Source organism: Shouchella tritolerans (genome assembly GCF_025770735.1).
GTDB lineage: Bacteria > Bacillota > Bacilli > Bacillales > Bacillaceae_D > Shouchella > Shouchella tritolerans.
The window spans coordinates 670,577-690,262 of the sequence record NZ_JAODPB010000003.1 but is presented as its reverse complement, the minus strand read 5'-3'; the positions used below and the strand labels follow the sequence as shown (position 1 = coordinate 690,262).

General features: G+C 44.9%; 19 protein-coding genes and 1 riboswitch. Of the genes, 8 read left to right on the top strand and 11 right to left on the bottom strand.

Translation table 11 applies throughout. The features are described 5' to 3' along the window. Positions 1-39: 39 nt before the first annotated feature. The 5 genes from N6H06_RS13605 to N6H06_RS13585 form a co-directional block, all read right to left on the bottom strand. Complete coding sequence (locus N6H06_RS13605) at positions 40-2,418, bottom strand: S8 family serine peptidase (RefSeq protein ID WP_263707300.1); 2,379 nt, start codon at positions 2,416-2,418, stop codon at positions 40-42. Between the two features lie 394 nt (positions 2,419-2,812). Beyond that, a complete protein-coding gene (locus N6H06_RS13600; RefSeq protein WP_062748037.1) occupies positions 2,813-3,625 on the bottom strand; it encodes a histidinol-phosphatase in 813 nt (270 codons plus the stop codon). A gap of 132 nt (positions 3,626-3,757) precedes the next feature. Beyond that, complete coding sequence (locus N6H06_RS13595; protein WP_062748039.1) at positions 3,758-4,765, bottom strand: zinc-binding alcohol dehydrogenase family protein; 1,008 nt, start codon at positions 4,763-4,765, stop codon at positions 3,758-3,760. Positions 4,766-4,853: 88 nt separating this feature from the next. After that, positions 4,854-5,489, bottom strand: a complete 636-nt coding sequence (locus tag N6H06_RS13590; RefSeq protein ID WP_238583326.1) for a peptidylprolyl isomerase — start codon at positions 5,487-5,489, stop codon at positions 4,854-4,856. Beyond that, complete coding sequence (locus N6H06_RS13585) at positions 5,486-6,274, bottom strand: hypothetical protein (RefSeq protein ID WP_263707159.1); 789 nt, start codon at positions 6,272-6,274, stop codon at positions 5,486-5,488. The genes N6H06_RS13590 and N6H06_RS13585 overlap by 4 nt, the downstream gene beginning before the upstream one ends. A gap of 200 nt (positions 6,275-6,474) precedes the next feature. Between N6H06_RS13585 and N6H06_RS13580 the strand changes: the two genes are divergently transcribed. The 4 genes from N6H06_RS13580 (at position 6,475) to N6H06_RS13565 (ending at position 10,378) form a co-directional block, all read left to right on the top strand. Continuing rightward, on the top strand, positions 6,475-7,545 hold the full coding sequence (locus N6H06_RS13580) for a DUF3900 domain-containing protein (RefSeq protein WP_062748043.1): 1,071 nt from the start codon (positions 6,475-6,477) through the stop codon (positions 7,543-7,545). Between the two features lie 12 nt (positions 7,546-7,557). Then, positions 7,558-8,643 (top strand): CdaR family transcriptional regulator, encoded by a 1,086-nt coding sequence (locus N6H06_RS13575; protein ID WP_062748045.1) that lies wholly within the window; start codon positions 7,558-7,560, stop codon positions 8,641-8,643. A 251-nt stretch (positions 8,644-8,894) separates the two neighbouring features. Further along, on the top strand, positions 8,895-10,049 hold the full coding sequence (locus tag N6H06_RS13570; protein ID WP_062748047.1) for a glycerate kinase family protein: 1,155 nt from the start codon (positions 8,895-8,897) through the stop codon (positions 10,047-10,049). A 62-nt stretch (positions 10,050-10,111) separates the two neighbouring features. Beyond that, positions 10,112-10,378, top strand: coding sequence for a hypothetical protein (locus tag N6H06_RS13565; protein WP_062748049.1), 267 nt, complete (start codon positions 10,112-10,114; stop codon positions 10,376-10,378). Between the two features lie 158 nt (positions 10,379-10,536). Here the strand turns inward: N6H06_RS13565 and N6H06_RS13560 are convergent, their stop codons facing one another. After that, complete coding sequence (locus N6H06_RS13560; RefSeq protein WP_062748051.1) at positions 10,537-10,989, bottom strand: flavin reductase family protein; 453 nt, start codon at positions 10,987-10,989, stop codon at positions 10,537-10,539. Between the two features lie 386 nt (positions 10,990-11,375). On the opposite strand from N6H06_RS13560, the gene map reads away from it, so the two are divergent. Next, positions 11,376-12,140: a type I methionyl aminopeptidase gene (gene map, locus N6H06_RS13555; RefSeq protein ID WP_062748053.1), complete on the top strand. Its 765-nt coding sequence runs from the start codon at positions 11,376-11,378 to the stop codon at positions 12,138-12,140. 66 nt (positions 12,141-12,206) lie between these two features. On the opposite strand, the gene N6H06_RS13550 is transcribed toward map, so the two are convergent. Further along, the gene (locus N6H06_RS13550) at positions 12,207-12,662 is read right to left on the bottom strand and encodes a GNAT family N-acetyltransferase (protein WP_062748055.1); all 456 of its coding nucleotides are present in this window, start codon (positions 12,660-12,662) and stop codon (positions 12,207-12,209) included. Beyond that, positions 12,659-13,939, bottom strand: a complete 1,281-nt coding sequence (locus tag N6H06_RS13545; protein WP_263707153.1) for an aminotransferase class I/II-fold pyridoxal phosphate-dependent enzyme — start codon at positions 13,937-13,939, stop codon at positions 12,659-12,661. The genes N6H06_RS13550 and N6H06_RS13545 overlap by 4 nt, the downstream gene beginning before the upstream one ends. A gap of 344 nt (positions 13,940-14,283) precedes the next feature. On the opposite strand from N6H06_RS13545, the gene N6H06_RS13540 reads away from it, so the two are divergent. Continuing rightward, positions 14,284-14,790, top strand: a complete 507-nt coding sequence (locus tag N6H06_RS13540; RefSeq protein WP_263707151.1) for a GNAT family N-acetyltransferase — start codon at positions 14,284-14,286, stop codon at positions 14,788-14,790. A 46-nt stretch (positions 14,791-14,836) separates the two neighbouring features. Here the strand turns inward: N6H06_RS13540 and N6H06_RS13535 are convergent, their stop codons facing one another. Continuing rightward, positions 14,837-15,184, bottom strand: coding sequence for a hypothetical protein (locus tag N6H06_RS13535; RefSeq protein ID WP_062748061.1), 348 nt, complete (start codon positions 15,182-15,184; stop codon positions 14,837-14,839). A 175-nt stretch (positions 15,185-15,359) separates the two neighbouring features. Between N6H06_RS13535 and N6H06_RS13530 the strand changes: the two genes are divergently transcribed. Both N6H06_RS13530 and mgtE read left to right on the top strand, forming a co-directional pair. Beyond that, entirely contained in the window at positions 15,360-15,824 is a 465-nt protein-coding gene (locus tag N6H06_RS13530) for a MarR family winged helix-turn-helix transcriptional regulator (protein ID WP_263707148.1), read from the top strand. A 226-nt stretch (positions 15,825-16,050) separates the two neighbouring features. Then, positions 16,051-16,215, top strand: a riboswitch (M-box (ykoK) riboswitch). A gap of 213 nt (positions 16,216-16,428) precedes the next feature. Next, the gene (mgtE, locus tag N6H06_RS13525; RefSeq protein ID WP_062748063.1) at positions 16,429-17,796 is read left to right on the top strand and encodes a magnesium transporter; all 1,368 of its coding nucleotides are present in this window, start codon (positions 16,429-16,431) and stop codon (positions 17,794-17,796) included. A 122-nt stretch (positions 17,797-17,918) separates the two neighbouring features. On the opposite strand, the gene N6H06_RS13520 is transcribed toward mgtE, so the two are convergent. Together N6H06_RS13520 and N6H06_RS13515 are read right to left on the bottom strand one after the other, a co-directional pair. Continuing rightward, complete coding sequence (locus tag N6H06_RS13520; protein ID WP_213029281.1) at positions 17,919-18,518, bottom strand: response regulator transcription factor; 600 nt, start codon at positions 18,516-18,518, stop codon at positions 17,919-17,921. Next, positions 18,511-19,653: a sensor histidine kinase gene (locus tag N6H06_RS13515; RefSeq protein WP_263707145.1), complete on the bottom strand. Its 1,143-nt coding sequence runs from the start codon at positions 19,651-19,653 to the stop codon at positions 18,511-18,513. The genes N6H06_RS13520 and N6H06_RS13515 overlap by 8 nt, the downstream gene beginning before the upstream one ends. Positions 19,654-19,686: the final 33 nt, after the last annotated feature.

The window sequence follows — 19,686 nt, the reverse complement described above, 5'->3', positions numbered from 1 at the left end:
AACCAGCTTCCTCAAAAAAAGGGGAGCACCCCTTCTTTATTAAGATGCAAAATCAAAAGCATAGACGGGTGTGCCAATTGGCTGAGCAACCAATGCTTCTTCTGAAACATAAGTGCCAAACGGAATTCGATATACTTCACTTTGGTCATCGACGTTTGTCAACGTAATGTACCCTCCGTACAACCCTTCTGCCGCCGTTTTCGGTGCAATTAAAAATGCATTGTTCTCGACTGTCTCACCGGCAGGAACTGTAATCGCTGAATTGGTTTGCAGAGTCAGGCCATTCTCTCCAGCTGGAAGCGTGCCATTGACGGTGTGGAAGGATGCATGTACATTGAATGTCTTTGCTTCATCGCCGTTATTTATTAAGCGTAGGCTGTGACGCTCCCGAATATTGCCTGCATCCGTACTAACGAAACCAAAGCTTAGCCCGCCTGTTTTGTCTTGAATCACGGCTAAAAGGTCGTCCTCAACATGGTAACTGTCAATCGATGCCTGGATCATAACCGTTGATTCGATAGCAGCAACTGGGTTGATCCGCCCTGCCCCTATTTCAAACACATTGTATTCCTCTGTCATTGGCACAGCCGTATTCATTAATTTGGTCTTAATGTCGGCAGGCGTCTGTTCTGGATTGGCTTGAATCATGAGCGCCGCAACCCCAGCCACGTGAGGGGAAGCCATCGACGTACCTGACGAGCGTCGATAGGCAAACTCGTAATCGCCAGTAAACTCTGGTCCTGCCATATAGCTTGGCACAGTTGAATGGACATCGACCCCTGGAGCAACCACTTCTGGTTTAATTGCCGCTGTGTAGTTGACTGGCCCCCGAGAACTAAACTCAGCTAGCAAATCACCAGTAGTCACACTGCCACTCATTTCGCCAAACGTTACCGTTGCCCCGTCTTCCAATAATGAAGCGATAGCCTCTCCGTCCTCATAGGTTAAAGAAAAACTAGGGATATAGTTGTGGTCCGCGCCGGCATAAATCGGATTATGGCCATCCCCTGGAAGATTGTTATAAATAATAATGGCTTCTGCTCCAGCGGCTTTGGCGTTTGCGATTTTATCGACAAATGAAAGCTCGCCGCGTATGACAAAAGCGACTTTTCCGTTTACGTCTACTTGTTCAAATTCTGCGACGGTACCAAGACCGGCATCAACCAGTTCAAGCGTTTGGTCGCTGAAATCCTCTAGATTGCCTGCAAAAGATTCGGCAATGACACGGAGGTCGCCTGTCAGCTCTTCCTCCCCTAATTGATACGTACTCGAAAATTCAGGAATGGTAAGAGAAACATTGCTTGCTCCTACTGAAATAGGCAACGCTGCTGCCCCAGGAGCCCCCACAGTGCCGAGCCCATTACGGCCATTATTTCCTGCTGATGTCACGACCGTCACTCCAGCCAAAGCGGCATTGTTTGTCGCAATGCTCGTTGGTGCTATTGGATCGTTGGAATTGTTGCCGAGTGACAAATTGATCACATCCATGCCATCAATTACTGATTGCTCAATCCCAGCAATCACATCAGCCGTTGTTCCTGAGCCATACGGGCCAAGTACACGATAGGCGTACAAATCGACTTCAGGAGCCACACCAGTGACAGCATATTCTGAATCATTTTCTGCTGTTCCTGCCACTGTACCGGAGACATGTGTGCCATGGCTCGTATAGTATGAACTTCCATTGGCATTAAACTCTGGCATTCCTGAGTTTTGCCAGTCCTCATAAGTCGCTTCCATTGGGTCATCATCATCGTCGACAAAGTCATAACCGCCTTTGTAAACAGCTGTTAAATCAGGGTGTTCATAGTCAATGCCTGTGTCGATAACGCCGACTTTTACACCTGCTCCTGTTAGTCCATGTTCATGGAGCTCATGAATACCAAGGAAAGGAATGCTGTCCACCATCATCGCTTCCACAGGCTCATCAATGGCCTTTTCTTCGACGGGCTTGATTAACTCCACCACATCATTGCTATAAATTGCTTTTACGCCTTCACGTTCAAGCAACTCTTCCACTTTGTTTGCTGGCAAGTTGACAGAAACTCCGTTAAAAATTGCTGTATATTCCCGTTCTACATAAGAAGAAGCGCTTCTGGACGTATCCAGCACATCCGCCAATGTTTCTTTAAATTGCTCATGCGATTCTTGTACATTTTCCCGTGCTTCTTCCTCTGTCAAATCGTCTTCAAGTTCTTTCGAAACAGCAAGGGCTACTTGTTCTGGAAGTTCATCCAACTCGACAATAACCGAAACGTCTTCTTTACTGGCCAAATCAATATCATCAGCCAAAAAGAGCGATTGCGCCTCTCCCCTTTCAGCGATTGCCAACTGGGGTGCAACCGGTACAGAGCTTGCCACCATGCAAAGGGACAGCGCACTAAGGTACATCGTTTTTCGGCCGCTTAACGTACGCACTTTTTTCAAATAAAAACACCCTTTCTGAATCTTTTTGTCGTGCATAACCGAATTATATCGAAAATGCAGAAAACAACAACAAAATTCATAGGGCTTTTGTCTATTCTAAAAATCGGCATTCCTGTGAGAAAATAGAACTATTTTTTCATTTTCAGGCTCCATAAAAGACTATGCCAATACCCTTTACTATTTTCCCAACTCATCTTTAATTTTTAACTAAAAGAAAAAAACAAGTCCTTTTCCCTATTTATAAAACCCGGTCAAATGCATAGATTAATGGTTTTATTATCCAAATGGATATACCTTTGCACTCAATTCCGGGTCTACCCTCTACTTTCTCCCCTGCTCACGATACCCGCATTAAAAAAGAGCCTACCTTTTAGGCTCTTTTTTCTTATAAAATCACGGATTTCCGCTCTTTCCCAACAAAGAAAACCATCTCTTTAAATCCAATCTCCTTTAACATACGTTGAACTTCATGATAATCATCAGCAACACGCTCAGGCGTATGGGCATCTGAGCCAAATGACACAGGCACGCCATAATGGTGGGCACGCTCCAATATTTCATGAGAAGGATACCAACCACCACAATCTTTTGTTTTTCCAGACGTATTGACTTCGATGGCGACCTGTTCATCGGCAATCACTTTAAGCGTTTCTTCAATAATTGGTGTTTCAATTGCCGAGAACGCTGGATAAAATCCTTTCATGGCATCAATATGGCCTAGCACTTGAAACATTCCGCTTTTTGCAGATTGTTGAATCAGTCGATAATACGCCTCTTTCACTTCGACACGCTCTGCATGATTTAAGCCTTCCCAACGTCCTTTTCGAAAAATGTTGACCTCATTTACATAATGGACGGAGCCAATAATGTAATCAAAAGGGTATTTCGCATACATACGTTTGTACAGATCCTGGTGATCTGGAAAAAAATCGCTTTCCATTCCTAGTAGGACATGGATTTGTTGCTCGTACTTTTTCTTTAACGCCAGCACTTCCTCGACGTAGTTAGCTAATTCGCTTTTCCCCATCGCAATGCCAGGATACAGTTGGTCTTCGTCGCTATAAAAATACGGCGAGTGATCAGCAATGCCAATATAGTCCATCCCTTTTGCAATCGACGCCTTTATGTAATCCTCTATCTCTCCAAGGGCGTGGCCACAGCGATGGTGGTGTGTATGCAAGTCAAATACAACAGTCATCAAATCGCTCCTTTTCTTATTCTGCAGCCTTATTATACACAACTTTCCTTTCTTACGGTTTAGCTAAAAAGACCGCCCTTCTTAGAAAAGGGCGGAATAACTGCTCTATTTGTTTTCCAGGCCGGTGTATGGTCATTCGTTTATGATCACAAGTTTGCCAATCATGTTTCCTTGCTCCAACAGACGGTGCCCTTCTTTGAGCGTTTCTGCATTCATCGGTGAAAGCGTTTTTGTCATTGTCTGTTTTAACTCACCGCGATCAAACATAGCAGCTATGTTGGCTAACAAGCGATGCTGTTCGATTTGATCTTCAGTTTGGAAGATAGGACGCGTAAACATAACTTCCCAAGAAAAAGTGACGCTTTTCGAACGTATTTTTGTCATATCAAGAGTCCGTTTATTTTCGACGATCGCACATATGGCGCCTTGAGGCTTGATGCAGGCAGCCATCCCATCCCAATGTTCATTCGTATCAGCCATGCAGAAAATATAATCAACGTCTTTATAGCCAAGCTCTTGGAGTTGGGGAAGCAATTCCTGTTTATGGTTGATCGTATGATGGGCGCCCATGCTTTTGCACCATGCCGCCGTTTCCTGCCTTGAAGCAGTCGCAATCACATTCAGTTTCGCTTTAGCGGCCAATTGGACCGCAATTGAGCCAACGCCTCCAGCCCCGCCAATTAGCAAAATCGATTTCCCTGCATCCCCTTCGCTAATCCGCAAACGGTCAAACAATGCTTCCCAAGCTGTTATAGACGTTAAAGGCATCGCTGCCGCTTCTGCAAAAGATAACGATTTTGGCTTTGGGCCTACAATCCGTTCATCGACTAGTTGAAATTCGGCATTCGATCCTTGCCTCGTAATATTGCCAGCATAAAAAACTTCATCGCCTATATCAAATAACACACAGTCTTCGCCTACAGCCTTCACAACCCCGCTAGCATCAAAACCGAGAATGCGAAGGGCCTCCTCCGTTTTGTCTTTAGGAGCTCTTACTTTCGTATCAACAGGATTGACAGACACAGCCTTTACTTCGACCAGTAAATCCCGACCACTTGGCACGGGGTCTGGTACTTGTTCTTCTACGAAACTTTCCTTGTCTTCAATCGGCAAATAGCGGTATAACCCAACTGCTTTCAAGTGGACCAGCTCCCTTTTTGAGTTTATAAAACCATTCCCAGAAAAGCGAGTAGCAAACGTTTAGCTAATAGGAAAAGGAATCGATTCGTTAGCGCTCAACTGTCATTTTCTTGATCACTTGCTCTTGCCCGACAACTGGCCTGCCCTCTTGTGCTCCACCTGTTTCTGTCTCTGTCTGTTCGGCGATCTCATCGACAACGTCCATGCCGTCAATTACCTTTCCGAAGGCAGCATAGTCGCCATCAAGATTTAGAGCATCTTCATGCATAATAAAAAACTGGGAGCCAGCTGAGTCCGGTTCTTGCGTTCTTGCCATCGAAATGACGCCACGCTCATGGGAGAGGGGGTTATCAATACCATTACTTGAAAACTCGCCTTTAATTTCATAACCTGGACCACCTGTGCCATCTCCATTTGGATCGCCACCTTGAATCATAAACCCTGGTATAATCCGATGAAACGTCAGGCCGTCATAAAAACCATCTTCCACAAGCGCGACAAAATTATTGACTGTTTGAGGAGCAATCTCTGGATAAAGCTCTAATTTGACAATGCCGCCATTTTCCATTTCCATTGAGACAATTGGTGTCTCTGTCTCTTCCACAGACACGTCCGGTACGCCCTCTTCATTTTGTCCTTGCTCGCTTCCGGTTCCTCCGCACGCTGCAAGCGTCAACAAAAAGCAAGCCACAATGAACATGCCGATCCGTTTGTTACTTATCACTCATTTTCATCCCCTGTATCGGCAGAGCCCGTTTCCTGCTCATCCGTTTGATCATCTTCATCTTCTTCCGTTTCCTGCTCAAGGCTCTCTAGCTCTTCTTTATCCTCATCGACGACGACGACACGGGCAGCATCTGCTTCCTGTGGAATGCTTTCCTCTACATTCCCTCTCGGCACCACTTCTACGACGAGGCCACTCTCTAAGTCTTCGGATTTTAATGGTTCATATTCATCTTCATCGACAAGCTCTAGTACTTCCGTTGCTACGTCGTAATGAAAACGTGTGCCAGATTCATAATGGCCGTCTTCCCCTAAAACAAAGAATGTGTTTTGCTCCTCATTGACATTCGATACAATTCCTTTAATTGAATATTCTTTTGTTAAAATGACAATTTTTGTCGCATTCGTTTCTTCTGGCTGTTGAGACGTTGTTGGTTCCCCGTACACTTCTACTTCTAGCTCAGGCTTTAGAAAGGACTGATCGACACGTAAATAATCATTTAAGTGTTTGACATATATTTCAGTTCTTCTATTTATAAGGACATTCATTTGCGGATTTGCGTCTACATCAAACGAAGTGATCGTTGGTGCAGGTTCGCCGTTTTCACCAGACACGCCTACGTTTTTTTTGGCGTCTGCATTCGCTTGGTAATCACCCTCAAATTCGACGTCTACAATCGTCCCTTCCGTTTGAACAACATCATCTTCTGTAAAAGAGATGCCGTCATTTTGTCCGCAGCCTGCCAAACACCATAGCGCACCTACAGCAAACAGGACTTGCTTCAACGCATTTCACACCCCTCTTGCTCCTTTTTACCTAGTATAACCGATTCTATATTTGATGTAGCTGATTCAAGCAGATTTCATTAATATCACACAACCAATTTGACAAAAGCCCATAGTTTGCTTTCTGTTGGTCGTTGACAGTCACCATGCTATACTGTTTGTTAAACAAAAGCAATCACAATGATTTAATAGGAGTACATATGGAATTTACCGTTCAATATTTATCTTTTTATGCCGTTCAAGTCGACCATGAGACGGATACAAAACAATATAGCCATTACCAAACATTAGACACCAATGCTTTTGAAAAAAGCCCCCTTTCCGCCTTTTTAGAAGGGGAGCTAAAAAAAATCGTCAAACGAAAAGCACAGCACCATCCAAATTCAGACGCAGCGCCGACTAAAATCGGCCGCTTTGTAGCAGAGCCTGGCCATCCTTTAAGCTCTAATCCAAATTATAACCTCTTTCAACGTGCCTTAACGGCCGACTCAGTTGCTGCTTTCCATAAAGAAAGCGAAGCATTTGTCAAAACCTACCTACAGACAAGCGCCGTGCGCGGAGGCGTCTTTTTAGTTTGCAAAGCTGTGCCCAAAAAGTATTACAGTGACTTATTTTTATTCGTGCTCAAATGCGATTTTCAAGAGAACGTCGCCACGCTTGCCGATTCAAAAACACTGATTAAAAAAGTCGAACGGGCGATTACAACGAAAAATATGAAATCCATTCAATACCCACATATGATTGAGGAAGGCATGGTGGAACAAGCGGAAGTCAAAATCCACCAGTCTTCCCACGCCCGATATTTCGAAGATTTCCTTCCTTACGTCGAATATGGAGATTCAATGCCGCAAATTTTGCGGACACAGGTACAAACGATTATGGAAGAACACGCAGAGGAAGCATTTGCCCACTCTGTAGAAGAACGCAACGCTTTCTCCGAAAAAATCGAACTTTGGGCTTCGAGCGAAACGAGAGAGCTGCAAGAACAGTTTTCTACCCATGAAGTGATGGAAGCCTCTGCGCAAATCGCCGAACATGCTCCTGATGCTTCGACACGAATGAAGCTCGGCGATACAGACATTAAAGTGCCCATTGCTGAATTTGGTGAAACCGTCCATTTAGCAAAACTTGGCGACCGTTATGTGCTACTTGTGGAAGCAGATCAAGTCCAGTTTGATAAACATGTATCGCCAATTGAGTTTTTAAAGCCAGAAGATGTACAAACCGTGTTTAAGCGCATGAAAGCCAAGTCCTTGTCTATCCACCAATAAGGGGGGTTCTAGATGTTGACACATGAACTGGCCAACGAAATTGTCACACGGACAATGCAGATCGTTCCTTATAATGTAAACATCATGAATGCAGAAGGGGCAGTAATTGCAAGCGGAGAAAAAAAGCGGCTTTTTGACATTCATTCAATTGCGGTCGACGTTTTGCGAACAGGGAAAACGATCTCTATCAACCCAAATGGCGACTGTCCTCCAGGGACAAAACCTGGGATCAATTTGCCGATCCGTTTTCAAGGAAAATCAGTCGGCGTCATCGGCATAACGGGGAATCCCTTGGAGGTGGCGCCGTATGCTGAGCTTGTGCAAATGGCGGCCGAATTGTTAGTCAACCAAGCTTATTTAAGTGAGCAGCTTCGGCAAAACGAACGAATTGCCTATCAGTTACTACGTGCCTTAGTTGTTGGCGAAGTCGAAGACGAGCGTGCTTTTACAGAAAGGCTACAGGCAACTGGTCTTGACTCCCTTTTTCTGCCGTTGCGTGTTTGGGCGTTGTCAAAGGCGTTCGACCAAACCTTCCCGAAGGAACTTGGCCATTTTTTTCAATACGAAGAGCGAGGAGAACAGTTCTTTTTTGAAACACGACCTGAAGAAAAACGGTTCGAATCGTTTTTACAAAAAAACAACTGTCTGCTAATCGCCACTGCTGGGCCAGTCGCCGATTCCTTTGGCACAGTTGCTTCCTCATGCAACTTAGCTAGGGCAGCACTGTCTCTTTATGAAGAAGCCAGCTTCTCTGGAAAGCTGCTCTACTTTGAGGAAACAATGCTCGAAGGCCTTACATTTGAGTGGCAAAAATCAGGAACGATTCAACCTTTTTTGACGCTGCTCTCTCCACTGCTCGCATCCAATCAATCTGCTGAACTGATGGAGACAATCAAACAGTACTTTATCCACAATGGTGATATTAAGAAAATCGCCAATCACCAATTTGTACACAGCAATACAGTCCACCACCGTTTAAATAAAATCAAGGCGCTGACTGGAAAAAACCCAAAAGTAATTCGTGATTTAACTGATTTGTATATCGCCTGTGTGCTGTACCAATTAAATTGTCTACAAGAACAAGGAAAACTCTTGTAGACGCGTTTCCTTTGTGCTTCGCCACAGTGATTACAGGTCATCATTGCTTTATAATAGAGATTGTAACCGATTTCAAAAAATTGAATTGAACGCAACAGCGCCTAGCGTAACTGTGAAGTGGAACGTTGCTGACAGTGTAATGCCCCTTCACATGGTCTACTTGGCGCAATTGCATCTCAAAACGGCTGCACTCGCTAAAGCCCAACAGCGAGGGGCGTTTTCCACGATTCCATTCACGAAAGGAGATAACGATGCAGAAAATTTCAATTGCCCCTGATTCGTTTAAAGAAAGTTTGACTGCGCTCCAAGCGGCACAAGCGATTAAAGCAGGATTTAAACGGGTTTTCCCCAATGCCATTTACGAATGCATCCCTATGGCCGACGGAGGAGAGGGGACGGTTCAATCACTTGCCGATGCACTTGGTGCTACGATTCGTACTGCCACTGTAACAGGACCGCTCGGTAACCAAGTCGACGCAGCCTATGCTTTAGCCAAAAACGAACAAGTAGCAGTCATTGAAATGGCGGCAGCGTCTGGCTTGCATCTCGTGCCAAAAGATAAACGCGATCCTCGGCAAACGACAACATTTGGAACAGGCGAGTTAATAAAAGACGCACTGGAACAGGGCGCTAAACGGATTATTCTCGGTCTAGGTGGCAGCGCCACTAATGATGGCGGTGCAGGTTGTGCACAGGCACTTGGCATCCGCCTCGAAGACGCTGAAGGGAAAGAGCTTCAACGAGGCTGTAGCTCCCTTAGCAAGCTTGCTCGCATTCGTACAGAAACAAAGCACCCCCTGCTTGCAGGTGCTTCGCTTGAAATTGCCTGTGATGTCGACAATCCGTTGCTTGGGCCAAAAGGAGCTTCAGCCGTTTATGGCCCACAAAAAGGCGCTACTCAAGAAATGATCGCAGAAATGGAAAGAGCGCTCTCCCATTATGCCGCTGTCATTGAACAACAGCTCGGCAAACAAGTTCAGGACATTGCTGGCGCTGGAGCAGCAGGCGGTTTAGGAGCAGGATTGCTCGCCTTCTTTCAACCAAGAATCGAGTCTGGCGTTACCCTCGTTTTAGAAGCAACCGGTTTCCACAAGCGTATTGCTGGCTCAGAGCTCGTTATTACAGGAGAAGGGCGGCTCGATTCGCAAACCCCTTACGGCAAAACACCAATTGGCGTTGCGAAAGCAGCCAAAGCACAACAAATCCCCGTCATCGCTGTAGCTGGGCAACTAGGCGATGGTTATGAAGCGATCTTCGACCACGGAATTGACGCGGCCTTTTCTCTTGCCCCAGGCGCGATCCCATTGGCCGACGCAATTGCCAATGGTGCCGCCTACCTAGAAGCCGTTGCAGAGCAAATTGCTCGAACATACGCACTGCCCTTGGAAAACAACCGGAACGACTAATTTACATTGCATTCTCCCCTTCCTGTTTGCATACGTTGTAAGGAAAGGGGTTGTCTGTTTCTATGGCCATTTTGAGGCACTCATTTAACGCTGTAGCCGGCATCTTAGTTTTTCTCGCGTCCCTTTATTTAAGCTCCCATACAGAAAACGCGGAAGGCACCAGGCAATTCGCTCCTGCCTACTTGTTGTTATTTGTTGTATGGGTGTGCGGCTTCTCCCTCCAATTTCGCCAATCTACACGTCTTGCTGGCATTGCAATTACGCTCGTACCACTGTTTTTTTTGTTGTTTTCCTTTTTCTTTCATATTGAACAAGGCGGGCTTTTTTGACGATAGGAAGCAGGAAACAAAATAGAAAAAAAGGGTTCTGACTGTTCAATCAAAACCCTTTTCCCATTTTTTCAATGTGCATTCTTTTTCAGTCTGCAAAAAAAGGGAGCCGTTGCCATTTTGTCCTCCGCACCGAGCCCCCGACTAACGCTTGCACGTTAGATTTTTTTATACTTTCCTTCATAATAGACAAGCGGCTCTCGGTCTGTAACGAGCACATCCCTCACTTTGCCGAAAAACAACGTATGGTCACCTTGCACGACCGTATCGTGGACATCACAGGCAATGGTCGCAATGGCCCCTTTTATCGCGGGAATGCCCGCAAACTCGCTAAAGTCGACATGGGCCAACTCTTTCTGCCCTGCAAAATGCATGGACAAGTCTTCATGGCCTGTGGCCAATATATTGACCGAATAATTTCCGGATTGTTCGATAATCGGTTTCATTCTTGCTTTATTAGCAATTGAAACGACAATCAACTTCGGCTCTAGGGAAACAGACATAAATGCATTTGCTGTCATGCCATGGTTGTCATTTTCCCACTTCGTCAATACAACAGTGACGCCTGTAGCGAATTTTCCCATCGCCGCTTTAAACAAACGATCATCCATCGATATAACCTCCTCTAGCGCCAATTGCTGTATACGCCTTTCTTTCCAATCCATAATAGCCAGAAAGATTTAAACTTTGCAAGGATAAGGTCTTCTGCATTAGTAAACGAATTGTCAGTGAAACCCGCTCTTCTCCTATCATGCAGCGCATGTTGCCTGCCTACACTTACGTGTATGCAACATACAGGCTATTTACAACTCGTTTACGGCGTGAACGCTCGTTTAATCATTTACAGAAACATCGATGTTGTTCCCACAAAATTGGCAAAAACGCCCTCTCTGCTACCTACTTTTGCAAAAATGCGTTACACTATTGAAGAATGCATCGATGTTGTGAACGTGCCCAACCATAAGCACATATGTTAAGAAAGAAAGTAGGCGATACGATGATAACACTTAAATCGAAGCGTGAAATTGCGCTAATGCATGAAGCGGGGAAATTGTTGGCCGACTGCCATCTAGAAATTGCGAAACGGATCAAACCTGGAGTGACAACAGAAGAAATTGACCACTTCGTTGAATCCTACTTAAAAAAACATGGCGCAACCCCGGAACAAAAAGGCTATAACGGTTATAAATATGCCACGTGCGCGTCGATCAATGATGAAATTTGCCATGGGTTTCCACGAAAACAACCTTTAAACGAAGGGGATATAGTCACGATTGACTCGGTTTTTAACCTTAATGGCGCCCTTGCCGATTCAGCCTGGACTTACGCGGTAGGGACCGTATCCAAACAAGCTTCAGATTTGATGAAAATTACCCATGAAGCCCTTTACAAAGGGATTGAACAAGCACACGTAGGCAACCGCCTAGGCGACATCGGTTACGCGATCCAATCTCATGTTGAGCAAGCAGGTTATTCCGTTGTCCGCGACTTCACTGGTCATGGAATTGGACCGACGTTGCACGAGCCTCCACAAGTGCTCCATTTCGGTGCTCAAGGCAAAGGACTACGCTTACGAGAAGGAATGGTCATTACAATCGAACCGATGGTAAACATCGGCAAGTACAACAGCACTCTTGATGCTAACGGTTGGACGGCGCGGACAGTTGACGGTACGTTGTCTGCACAATACGAGCATACGGTCGCGATCACAAAAGATGGCCCACTGCTCTTGACTGACCAACAAGAAGAACGCCCGTTTTAGTCTGAGTGATAAGATTGACTTTGTCGACAACACAAAAGGCAGCGAAATTCGCTGCCTTTTTTGCATCTATATGTCTTGAGACAAGCGGATCATATCTACACATGGCAAACCATTTTCTTCAATTGGCTCCTCGTAATGGCGCACAAAGAAATCACGGTCCACATGAGTGATGCGAAACCCACATTTTTGATAAAGCATTAATTGGTTGGCTCCTGAGTTCCCTGTCCCTACTTCAATCGTTTTATAACCCTCTTTTTTGGCCGTTGCAACCGCATGAGATACAAGCTGTTTCCCGATTTTTTTGCCTTGGTGGGCCTCTTCCACAGCGACGTTGACAAGTTCAACCGTGTCTGGGCGGGTCGGCACTAACACATATTCGCCAATAATTGTACCTTCTTCATCCTCTGCTACATAGCATGTACCACGACGGCAATAGTCTTGGACAAGTTTTTCAGACGGGTCTGCCAAAAGCAAGAGTGACCATGGCAACGGTTCACCCGCCTTTAGCCTCCTAATTTTCATGCAGCTAATAACTTCTCCACAGAAGCCAGTTCGACACAAACAGACACGACTTCCATTGCTTTTTTCAACTCTTCAACAGACGGGAATGTTGGTGCAATCCGAATGTTGCGGTCACGCGGGTCCTTTCCATAAGGAAATGTTGCTCCAGCACCTGTCAAAATAACACCGGCTTCTCTCGCCAAAGTGACAACGCGCTTTGCACAGCCATCTAGCGTGTCAAGGCTAATAAAATAGCCTCCTTGCGGTTCGGACCACTCGGCAATGCCTTTTCCGCCTAACTCCTCTGTTAATGTGTGGTTGACTTGATCAAATTTTGGTTTGATCAGTTGGGCATGTTGTTTCATCAGCTCGCCAACGCCACCAATTTGCTCAAAAAAGCGAACATGGCGAAGCTGGTTGATTTTATCGTAGCCAATCGTTTGCACTGAGAGCTGCTTTTTAGCGTAAGCAAGGTTGGCTTCTGAGCTAACAAAGGCAGAAATGCCTGCTCCAGGAAATGTCACTTTTGATGTGGAGGCAAACATATAAACGCGATCAGGGTAGCCAGCCTGTGCACAAGCAGCAAAAATATCGGCTAGTTCATCTGGTGTATCTGTCAAATGGTGAAACGCGTAGGCATTGTCCCAAAAAATCCGGAAATCTTCAGCCTTGGTTTTCAATGCAGCTAGACGTTGAACGGTTTCATTTGAATAAGTGACTCCGCTAGGGTTGCTATATTTAGGCACGCACCAAATACCCTTAATCGTTTCATCGTTGGCCACAAGCGCCTCTACTTGGTCCATATCGGGCCCTTCTGCGGTCATATTAACGACAATCATATCGATATTAAATAATTCACAAATGGCAAAATGACGGTCATACCCAGGGGAAGGGCATAAAAATTTCACTTTCGGCAGCTTTCCCCACGGCGTCTGCCCCTCACCTGTCCCAAACAACACCGCACGGGCGACTGCGTCATGCATGAGGGATAAGCTCGAATTGCCGCCGACAAATACGTTGCTTGCTTGTACGCCGAGCAACTCGCCAAAAAGCGCTTTTGCTTCGGGAATTCCATCCAGTTGGCCATAATTGCGAATATCGCCGTTGTGGTCAGCTTTTACATCTTCTTCCGATAAAGCATGGAGGAGGCCATGCGAAAGGTTAAGCTGTTCTGGCCCAGGTTTTCCCCTTGACATATCCAGCTGTATGTTTTCCATTTTGTACATGTTGTATTGCTTTTCCAACTCTTCTTTTCTTAACTCAAGTTCGGCCGTCGACAAATTTTTCAAATCGCTCATGCTGTCCAACTCTCCTCGTTTTAACTTCTGTCTATTTCATTGTAGACCAGCTTTATTCAAATGTTCAACTGCATGATGACACTTTTATAAAAATCGAAAAATGAAAGTGCGATTGCGCACTTTAATCGGGAGAGGCTGGGCAAAGGTCGGGGATGTTAAAAAAACATGTACAGCGTTTCCATTACGATCATCTATGACATGTGAATAAATAGACCTTAGCAAACGCCTACTAGATGCCTTGCTTTTCATACACACCTATGTTATTTTTAGAGCGCTTTTTCATAGCCTGTTCCCATTATTAAAATAGGCTTGACGTATTCCCTAATAGAGTGGAGTGACATCCGATGATTCGCCAAGGTACCCTTAACGATTTGCCACAAATCGAGCAAATAGCCATCCGCGCAACCAAGCAAATGAACCTAGAAGGCAGCGATCAATGGTCGAGTGCCTATCCAACAAGTGCTCACTTTCAAGAAGACATCGAGCAAGGCACTCTTTACGTTTATCAAGAAAACGCACATATTGTTGGTTCCATTTCCATTGATCAAAACCTTCCAGCAGAATTTAATGGAGCACAGTTATGCTGGCAAACGCAACACGAGACAGCTGGAACGTTTCATCGTTTAGTTGTCGACCCAGCCGCACAAAAAAGTGGTGTTGCTGTAAAACTTATTGAATTCGCCGAATCGTATTGCCGCAAGCAAGGCTTGGTTTCTTTGAAAATGGATACTTACTCGAAAAACAATAAAGCGCAAAAGCTGTTTGCCAAACTCGGGTATAAACCAGTCGGAACATTTTACTATCCTAATAAAAAAGACCCGTTTCTTGCTTATGAAAAAGAATTAGTATGAATCTAGCAACTATAGAGGAAACAAAAAAAGAAGGGCGTCCCTTCTTTTAATGCTTTTCCAGTTTACTCATATCTAGCTCGTAGTCGCCCTCTTCTGCTTTAGCTGGTTTAGCGTTAAAGATGCTGTCGCGGTTAATGTTCAACTTTTCTGCTGCACGGTCAGCGTAAGGGTCGATCAACTCCGTATCTTCATTCAACACGAATTCCAATGCATTGATTTGCGTGCGCAAACGTTGCATCGTCCGGTCTAGGTAAATGTAAACTTGCTGCTCATGTTGGCTCATGTTTTTAAAACTTTGTTCGTCGACTTTCATTTCCTTTACCTTATTGATACACTTGCCTAGTTCTTCTCTTAAAATATTACGTTGTTCTTTTACGGTTAGTACGCTTCTCATTTCTGTCATCCTTTCAGAATGCCATTCGTTTTTTTGGGAAAGCCCATAGTGCATTTACTACAGTATAAATGTTTTATTCAAAAATATCAGCTCATTGCAGACATTTCCTTATAGATTTACAAAATCCGTAATTGACAGCCACCAAGAGCTGCGTTATTATAATTTCTAATTCGAGATGGTTAATTTCGAGGTGAATCCATTGAACCAAAGTCAAACAGACTCGCTGAAGCTGTTTACGGTGATGACGAAAGCGCTTCAATCTGTGCGCATAAAAGCGATTGCCGATATAAAAAAACACGGTTTTAATCCAACCGAATTTGCCGTGCTAGAGTTGCTTTATTCAAAAGGTGAACAGCCAGTCCAAAAAATTGGCGAAAAAGTGTTAATTGCTAGCAGCAGCATTACCTATGTTGTTGATAAGCTTGAACACAAAGGGATGATTGTCCGCAAGCCATGCCCAACAGATCGGCGTGTGACGTTTGTTTCTCTTACTGAAAAAGGGCATGATTGGATGTCTGACATCTTTCCCCGCCATGCTGAAGCAATCGACACCATCTTTGCTTCCCTTGACGAGGCGGAAAAACGCCAGCTCATTGAACAATTAAAGAAAATCGGTTACTATGCCGCTCAACTTCCTTGATGGGGCGGCATGAAAGCCCGCTTTTCCAAACAGCTCACAACAACACCCCGTTCCTCGTCAAGACTCGTCTTTCTACCACGTTCGTTTGCGCAAAATGGTTCTCTGCTTTCTTTTCCTGTTCTCGCTTTCTCTTTCATTCCATTTCCATTGCCTTTTCCGATTTTCAACAAAGAAACGATTGACATTGCCGCTTAACAGTTGTAAAGTGAAGCATGCAAGAAAACGATATATTCCTCGTTAGGTGAGGCTCCTGTGCAGGAGATACGCTGCTACCCAAAAATGTCCAAAGACGCCAATGGGTCAACAGAAACCATCGACATAAGGTGGTTTTTAATGTAGCTGGCAATAGCCTATGCCGCACAGTGCTAAAGCTCTACGAATGGAGGCTATTTTTACACATGCGCGATTATTCGCGTTTATTTATCATGTGTTCTAACACCTCCATAGAGGTGTTTTTTCATTTTCTTAAAAAGGTGGTGGTGTGGGATGGATAGTTTGCCCAATCCGAGGTTAGGCTGTTATCGAATGATCATTAAAAAAATAATGGAGAGGGTTCCTCCTGCGCCACAAGGAAGCAGCCCTCTCGTTTAGGGGAGGGATAACCATGGATCAATTAAAAACCGATCGGAAACGAAATGAATATAAAAAACAAATCGTTAAACACCTCGTCTCCCGGAATCTCCGCGCTTTTCGGGAAACCTTTCTAGAGCTTCATCCTGCAGACCAAGTCGAGTTGTTCCATGAAATTGAAGTGGCACAACAAAAGCAAGTGCTGCTATTTTTAAGCCCGGCGGAATTCGCCGATTTGTTTGAAGGGCTTGAGCTTGAAGACCAGCTCACGGTATTCCAAGGCCTAAGCTATCAATACGCCGTTTCGATGTTCAACAACATGTCTGCCGACGATGTTGCCGACTTCCTCGCTGAAATTGAACCGGAGCGGGCAAAAGACATTTTAAGTTCCATGGATATGGAAGAGGCAAAACGAGTCGAAGAACTAATGGCCTATGCGCCAAAAACGGCAGGCGCAATTATGACAAAAGAATTTGTGCGCTTGTCAGTCGAATCAACAGCCAAGGAAGTCATTGAAGAACTGCGTGAATCAGCCCCTGATGCGGAAACGATCTATTACTTGTACGTAGTTGATAAAGACCAACGTCTTGCTGGCGTTGTTTCATTACGTGACCTCATTATCTCCGTCCCAGAAATGACCGTTGACGAGATTATGAGCACACAAGTGGTATCAGTCAACGAAACTGAAGACCAAGAAGACGTCGCCCGTCTCATCCAAGAATACGATTTTCTCGCTGTTCCAGTCGTGACGCCAGATAAGCGCCTCGTCGGCATTATTACCGTCGATGACGTGATGGACGTCCTCGAGGAAGAAATCACGGAGGACTTTGGCGAGTTTACGGCTTCCCGGGGCGCCACCGATTTGTCGCTGACCGCCTTTACTGCCGCCAAAAAACGAGCGCCGTGGCTGATCCTTCTCATGTTTTTTGGCTTGATTACGGCTAATATTATTGGCCAGTTTGAGCAAACACTCGAGCAAGTCGTCTTATTGGCAGCCTTTATGCCGATGTTAATGGGCACGGCCGGCAACACCGGCACACAGTCCCTCGCTGTAGCCGTCCGCGCGATCGCCACCGGCTCTTTTGAGCGAGGCGGCGTTATGAGAACAGTGAAGCGGGAACTTGGTACAGGCGTCATGCTTGGCATTACATGCATGATTGTCCTCATGGGCATCATTAGTTTGTTTTATAAAGGGAACTTTCTACTTGCTTTCATTGTCGGCATCTCTCTTTTCTTTGCCTTAAGCGTCGCAGCCGTCATTGGCGCCACCGTCCCTATTATTATCAACAAGCTGAAAATCGACCCTGCTGTTGCGTCTGGCCCGTTCATTACCACAATGAACGACATCGTTAGCTTGCTAATTTATTTTACAGTAGCAACGACATTGATTGACAAACTGTAAAAACAATCTAGGTTTCTGCTTTTTCAAATGTCGAGTGAAAATGAGCATGACAACAACTTACCGTCCTGAACAAGGGCGGTTCTTTTTTATCCTTTTTGCCCCTAATTCGGCTCCTGTTCTGCCTATCTTAACCACCCTTTTTTCTTATAGTACGAAATCGCTTCAATCCGGTTGCCGACTTCGAGTTTATCGAGAATAACGGACACGTAATTACGCACCGTTCCGTTTGTTATCTTCAGCTCGTCAGCAATTTGCTGGGTCGTACGTCCTTCGGCAATAAGCTTAAGTACTTGCTCTTCTCGCTCCGTAAGCGGCGTTTCATTGTGGTAGACCATATCAATCAATTCAGGTGCGTAAACTCTACGCCCATCCATAATTGTACGTATCGCAGCAGCCAAATCTTCACTTGGACTATCTTTTAGCAAGTACCCCTCTACACCTGCTCGCCGTGCCCGTTCAAAGTAGCCGGGCTGTGCAAATGTGGTCAGAACCATGACCCGGCATGGGTGGTCTTTCAGTTCATAAGCAGCATCTAGCCCATCCATGACAGGCATTTCAATATCCATAATACATATATTCGGTTGTAACGCTTTAACTAATTTAATCGCTTCTTCGCCGTTGTGTGCCTTGCCAACCACTTTCATATCGTCTTCAAAATCAAGAAGCGCTCCCAATGCCCCTAACATCATTTGTTGGTCTTCTGCTATGACAATTTCAATCATTGTACACGTCCTTTGTCTTTTTTCCTGTACTAGGAATCGGAACACGCATCGCTAACAAGAATCCATCTTGTGACTCATAATATAAGTTTCCATTAATAAATTCTAGCCTTTCTTTCATTCCTTGGAGTCCGCCCTGTTTCGCATCTGCCTTGCTACTGAGGCCGTGTCCATTGTCTTTTATCTCCATACAAAACTCTGTCGGTGTCTGGGCAAACGTAATCGTACACCTATCCGCTCCGCTATGTTTCACAATGTTGGTGACCGCTTCTTTAAGGCACATACATAGAACATTCTCGAGAAGAGGTGGTTTTTTTAACAATGCATCATCCTCCCCTTTTATCTCCAACTCCACTTCCGCCGCAGCAAGAATTTCTTTTATCCGTTCTATTTCCTCACTTAAACGGCTACGTTTTATGTTAGATACAATCTCTCTGACCTCATTAAGAGTGGTTCGGGCGATCTTTTGAATTTCCTGTAGCTCTATATTGGTTTTTTCCTGATCGATCGGTAGCCATTTTCTCGCCAAGTCACTTTTAATGCCGATCAACGAAAGCTTTTGGCCAAGCGTATCATGAAGATCACGGGCAATCCGCTGCCGTTCTTCCGCTATTAACAGTTGCGATATTTTTTCATTCGCTGTCTCAAGCTGACTTTCAAGTCGCTCCCGTTTATGGCGGTTGGAAATGGTAAACGGCAATAAGAGAACGCCAATTAACGCAATGGCTATAAACGGGAGCTGGACCATAAACGTCTCATTCTGAATGTAAAAGCCAATTGTTGTGGCGGCGGCCGTAGTCGTTACATGTGCAGCATATAAAGCAAAGAATCCTTTTCTGTTTTGGACATTCCCGATGAAAAAGGCCAAAAACAAAGCGAAATAAATATACCCAAAATAAACCGTCATCCCAATGTTAATGGCCATTTCAATTGCCACCGACACATACATGGTCCAGCCTTTTTTAATGAAAGACAGTCGATATGTTGTAAAAAACAGCATGATCATGATGCTGCCGATTGTAATTTCAATAAACGTTGCAGATGAAATCACAAAATAAAAGGGCAAGACACAAAAGATAATCCAAACATAGAGGCTTAAGCCCGTATTTTTAGGAAAAATATGAAACCAATTTTGCATTGTATTCCCTCCTTGCCATAGTATACCAAGTAG